The sequence below is a fragment of the Falsiroseomonas oryziterrae genome (assembly GCF_021864505.1).
Lineage (GTDB): Bacteria > Pseudomonadota > Alphaproteobacteria > Acetobacterales > Acetobacteraceae > Falsiroseomonas > Falsiroseomonas oryziterrae.
Genome location: NZ_JAKJIB010000330.1, coordinates 1 through 4,533, shown reverse-complemented (window position 1 = coordinate 4,533; position 4,533 = coordinate 1). Strand labels below are relative to the sequence as shown.

Here is a 4,533-nt window from a genome sequence, read left to right as displayed (position 1 = left end):
ACGCCGAACCGCGGAGGCCGCGTGCGAATCGTCGCCGGCCGTCACCGCGGCCGTAGCCTCGCCGCGCCGCCGGGGCAGGGCACGCGGCCCACCGCAGACCGCGTCCGCCAGGCGCTGTTCGACATGCTCTGGCACGCCCCCTGGGCGGGGCGCGACACCATGGATGGCGCGCGCGTACTGGATGCCTTCGCGGGCACCGGCGCGCTGGGGCTCGAGGCGCTGTCGCGCGGCGCGGCCCACGCGACCTTCATCGAGCAGGACCGTGCCGCGCTGGCCGCCCTGCGGGCCAATGTCGCGAGCCTGCGCGAGGCGGAGGCGACGAGCGTGATCGCCGGCGATGCTACGCGGCCGCCACGCGCGCCCGCGCCCTGCACGCTGCTCTTCCTCGACCCGCCCTACGGTAAGGAGCTGGTGCCGCGCGCGGTGGCGGCGCTCGGCACCGCGGGCTGGATCGCGCCCGGCGCGCTGGTGGTGGCCGAGCTGGGCAAGGCCGAGCCACTCGACCTGCCCGGCTACGCGCCCCTGGCCGAGCGCGCGCACGGCGCGGCGCGCATCGTCATCCTGCGCGCACCCTGACGATCGGCCCGGCAGGCATTGCGCCGAGGTCCTTGGCCTGGGTCCCGCGCCACGACCGGAGCCGGTCTCCATGGCGGCGGAGCGCCGCCGCAACAGCGTCGAAGCTACCCCGGGCCGTCCAGCGCGATGCCGAGCCGCGCGTAGAGATCGCGCAGCCGCAGCGCGTAGCGTTCTGTGCTGAAGCTCGCCGCCTGCGGCGGGCCGAGTGCCGCCAGCCGCGCGCGCAGCGCCTCGTCACGGTCGAGCGCCTGGATCGCCTCCGCCATCGCTCGCGTGTCGTACGGGTCCACCAGCAGCGCCGCATCGCCCGCGACCTCCGGCAGCGAGGAGCTGTTCGACGTCATCACCGGCGTGCCGAGATGCATCGCCTCGATCACCGGTAGGCCGAAACCTTCGTAGAGCGAGGGGAACAGCATCGCCCGCGCGCCGCGGATCAGGCCGGTCAGCAGCCGCCCGGGCACGTAGTTGATCAGCACCACCTTGTCGCGCAGTCGCCGCGTCATGCCCTGCACGCCCTCGATCGGACCGCGGGGGACGAAGTCGCGCCGGTCGTCCTCGTAGAGCAGTCCGAGTTCCTGGTGCGCGTTCCAGGCCTGCTTGCCGCAGATCACCAGCGGATGCTCGGAGCCGGAGGCGAGATAGGCCTCGATCAGGCGCCCGACATTCTTCTTCGGCTCGATCGCGCCGAAGAACAGGAAGTAGCGACCCCATTCCAGGCCGAAGAAGCCTTCCAGTTCGCCGCGCACCAGCGCGTCCGGCTTCAGCGTCGCGCGATCCGGCAGTTCCACCGCCTGTCCGGCGTTGGTCACCCGCTCCTCCGGCACGCCGAGCAGCGACATGATGTCGCGCTTCGACGCCTCGCTGACCGTCACGATGTGCGCGGCGCGTTCCGCGATGCCGCGCACCGTGCCGAGATAGCGCTTCTTGTTGTCGAGCGTGGTGAAGGGCAGGCGCAGCGGCACCAGGTCGTGGATGGTGTAGATGTTCGCCACACCCGGCACCTGCAGCGGCACCGGATAGGTCCAGTGCATCACCGCCGGCGCGCCTGGCAGGCGCACGGTGCCGAAGCGGCCGCTGGCGCCGAAGCCGAGGACCGCGGCGCGGTACAGGCTCGGCACGTTCCAGATGCGGTCGAAGGCGGGCAGCCGCGCTTCCAGCCCCGCCGTCTCCACGCTTCCGATCGGCACCTCCACCGCATCCACGCCGCGCCGCAGCCGGATCATGCGCAGAAAGTCGTCCAGCGGCCGGCGCCAGCCCGGCAGGTCGCCGCGCGGGTCGAAGAAGGTCACCTCCCGCAGCAGCCCGTCGCGCCCGGAGGAGGAGCGGTGCCCGTACAGCACCCCGACCTCCGCGCCGAGCGCCTGCAGTCGCCGCGACAGGCCGCGCGCATAGGTCGCGACGCCCGTTCCCTGCTCGAGGGCGAGGTTGTAGCCGTCGATTGCGATCAGCGGCTTCATCGGCCGGCGCCGCACGGCTGCCTGATGCTGCTCGCGGCGGTTGCGGGCGAGCGCAACCAGCGCGCGAAAATCCCCTGGCGCTGCGTCGGCCCGCCCGCCATGCTCACGCGCATGGGAGAGCGGGATGCCACGCGGCTTGCCGCCGAGGCCGGGACGGACGCCGCGGATGCGGCACGCGCGGGCGCCGCGATGCTGCTCGTCCGCCTCGCCATGCTGACGCTGCGCGTCGCCGCCGCCCTGGTCATCGTGGCGCCGCTGGCGCTGCTGGGCTGGGTGCTGCTCCGCTGAGCGCGCGGTAACCGATATCGCTCCGACAGAAGCCGCCCGGCCAATCGATCCTCCCTACTGCGGCATAGGCCGCATCACGCGCCGCCTGCAGTGTCGGCCCGGTCGCGCCGACGGCAAGCACGCGGCCGCCATCGGCCACCAGCGCGCCGTCCTCGCGCCGCGCCGTGCCGGCGTGGAACACCTGCACCCGCGGCAGCTGCGCCGCCGCCTCTAGCCCGCGGATTTCGCTGCCCCTGCGCGGCGTGCCCGGATAGCCCTCGGCCGCCATGACCACGACGAGGCTGTGGTCCGTCTCCCAGCGCAGGTCGAACCGCGCCAGCTCGCCGTCGCAGGCGGCCAGAAGCGCCGGCAGCAGGTCGGAGCGCAACCGCAGCATCAGCGCCTGGCATTCGGGGTCGCCGAAGCGGACATTGAACTCGATCAGCTTCGGGCCGTCACCCGTCAGCATCAGACCGGCGAAGAGTACGCCGCGGAACGGCGTCCCCCGCCGCGCCATCTCGTCCAGCGTCGGCCGGATGATCCGCGCCATCACCTCGTCGCGCAGCGCATCGGTGAAGGCGGGCGGGGGCGAATAGGCGCCCATGCCGCCGGTGTTAGGGCCGGTATCGCCCACGCCCACGCGCTTGTGGTCCTGCGCCGCCTGCAGCGGCAGCGCCGCCGCGCCGTCGCAGAGGGCGAAGAAGGACACTTCCTCCCCCACCAGGCATTCCTCGATGACGACGGAGGCGCCGGCCTCGCCATGCACGCGGGTTTCCATGATGTCGGCGATGGCGGCCTCGGCCTCGGCCAGCGTTTGCGCGACGACGACGCCCTTTCCGGCCGCGAGACCGTCCGCCTTCACCACGATCGGCGCGCCGCGCTCGCGCACATAGGCCCGCGCGGCCGCCGGATCCTCGAAGCGCCGCCAGGCGGCGGTCGGCACGCCGGCCGCGTCGGCCACCTCCTTGCAGAAGGCCTTGCTGCCCTCAAGGCACGCGGCGGCGGCACTCGGCCCGAAGCAGCGGATCCCGGCGGCGGCGCAGGCATCCGCCAGGCCGAGGGTCAGCGGCGCCTCGGGCCCCGCCACGACCAGGTCCACCTTGTTGTCGGTCGCGAAGCCGACCAGCGCGGCGATATCGGTCGCACCGATGGGCGTACATTCCGCCAGCTCGGCGATGCCAGGATTGCCCGGCACGCACCAGAGCTTCGTCAGCAACGGGGAGGCGGCGAGCGCCCAGCACAGCGCGTGCTCGCGCCCCCCGCCGCCCACCACCAGCACCCGCATTCCGCGCCCCCGCAACGATCGCGCCTGTTCCGCGCCGCGCCGTCCTAGCATAGGGTCCGGCCATGGACACCACGTCCCCGCCGGGCTCCCCCACATCGTCGAACGTGCCGGAATTCAGCGTCTCCGAGATCTCGGGAGCCGTCCGCCGCACGCTGGAAGGCGCCTTCGGCCGCGTGCGCGTGCGCGGCGAGATCACCGAGTGCAAGCGCTACCCGTCCGGGCACATCTACCTCTCGCTGAAGGACGAGAACGCGAAGCTCGAATCGGTCGTCTGGCGCACCGCCGTCCCGCGACTCGCCGTGCAGCCGGAGAACGGCGTCGAGGTCATCGCCACCGGTAAGCTCACCACCTATGCCGACCGCTCCAAGTACCAGCTCGTCATCGACCGGCTGGAATATGCCGGCGAGGGCGCGCTGCTCGCCCGCATCGAGAAGCTGAAGGCGAAGCTCGCTGCCGACGGGCTGTTCGACGAGGCCCGCCGCAAGAGGCTGCCGCTGCTGCCGCGCGTGGTCGGCGTGGTGACGAGCGAGGCGGGCGCGGTGATCCAGGACATCCGCACCACCATCGCGCGCCGCTTCCCGCGCCGCATCCTCCTCTGGCCCGTGCCCGTGCAGGGCACCGGCGCCGCGGAGCGCATCGCCGCCGCCATCGACGGCTTCGGCGCGCTCCAACCCGACGGCCCGATCCCCCGTCCCGACGTGCTGATCGTCGCCCGCGGCGGCGGCAGCCTCGAGGATCTGATGGCCTTCAACGAGGAGGTGGTGGTGCGCGCCGCCGCCGCCTGCCCGATCCCGCTGATCAGCGCGGTCGGCCACGAGACCGACACGACGTTGATCGACTTCGCATCCGACCGCCGCGCCCCGACGCCGACCGCCGCCGCCGAGCTTGCCGTGCCGGCGCGCACCGAGCTGCTCGCCGCGCTCGACCAGACCGGCGCGCGGCTGCGCG

5 protein-coding genes are annotated in these 4,533 nt (G+C 73.2%); 3 read left to right on the top strand and 2 right to left on the bottom strand.

Translation table 11 applies throughout. The features are described from left to right. The first annotated feature begins 21 nt into the window (after positions 1-21). Positions 22-576, top strand: coding sequence for a 16S rRNA (guanine(966)-N(2))-methyltransferase RsmD (rsmD, locus tag L2I40_RS19420; protein WP_237216835.1), 555 nt, complete (start codon positions 22-24; stop codon positions 574-576). Positions 577-680: 104 nt separating this feature from the next. On the opposite strand, the gene L2I40_RS19415 is transcribed toward rsmD, so the two are convergent. After that, positions 681-2,033 (bottom strand): glycosyltransferase family 4 protein, encoded by a 1,353-nt coding sequence (locus tag L2I40_RS19415; protein ID WP_237216834.1) that lies wholly within the window; start codon positions 2,031-2,033, stop codon positions 681-683. Between the two features lie 24 nt (positions 2,034-2,057). Between L2I40_RS19415 and L2I40_RS19410 the strand changes: the two genes are divergently transcribed. Beyond that, positions 2,058-2,321, top strand: coding sequence for a hypothetical protein (locus L2I40_RS19410; RefSeq protein WP_237216833.1), 264 nt, complete (start codon positions 2,058-2,060; stop codon positions 2,319-2,321). On the opposite strand, the gene purD is transcribed toward L2I40_RS19410, so the two are convergent. Further along, complete coding sequence (gene purD / locus L2I40_RS19405) at positions 2,275-3,585, bottom strand: phosphoribosylamine--glycine ligase (protein WP_237216832.1); 1,311 nt, start codon at positions 3,583-3,585, stop codon at positions 2,275-2,277. The two genes, L2I40_RS19410 and purD, sit on opposite strands and share 47 nt — an antisense overlap. 62 nt (positions 3,586-3,647) lie before the next feature. Here purD and xseA point away from each other — a divergent pair. Further along, a partial coding sequence (gene xseA, locus L2I40_RS19400) for an exodeoxyribonuclease VII large subunit (protein WP_237216831.1) occupies positions 3,648-4,533 on the top strand: 886 nt, incomplete at its 3' end.